Below are 418 nucleotides of genomic sequence, written 5' to 3' on the forward strand. Positions count from 1 at the left end.
ACGTAGACCGTGTCGGGGAGTCGGTCCGGCTGTCGCTTCTCGATCCGGGACAGAAACGGGTTGGACAGCTGGTCCCTGCGGTAAACACCCCCCGACCGGTCGATCTGGACACCGCGGGTGATGCTGACGAACAGCCGGTCCTGCTGGGCGAACTGGGCCTGCACCGTGGCCATGAAGTCCACGGCCATCGCGTCGTCGGAGTCGATCCGGGTGGTGATCAGGTACGGCGCTCCGCTCGCGCGCTCCGCCACGGGGGCGGCGAAGGTGTCGCGCCGGAAGTCGGCGTGCGTCCAGACCGGCGTGAAGACCCCGTCGGCCAGCGCCTCGATGTCCTCGCGGAACTCGCCGCTGCACCGGTCGTCGAGCAGCACCAGCCACTCGAAGTCGTGCGTCGTCTGCGACAGCACCGACGGGTAGG

1 protein-coding gene is annotated in these 418 nt (G+C 68.9%); it reads right to left on the reverse strand.

Features of this window, described 5'->3' with window-relative positions; all coding sequences use genetic code 11:
• Positions 1-418 (reverse strand): glycosyltransferase (locus K9U41_RS23440; protein WP_282643228.1); only part of this gene is annotated, 418 nt, incomplete at both ends.

The organism is Xanthobacter autotrophicus, assembly GCF_029991245.1.
In the GTDB taxonomy this organism is placed as follows: domain Bacteria; phylum Pseudomonadota; class Alphaproteobacteria; order Rhizobiales; family Xanthobacteraceae; genus Xanthobacter; species Xanthobacter autotrophicus_C.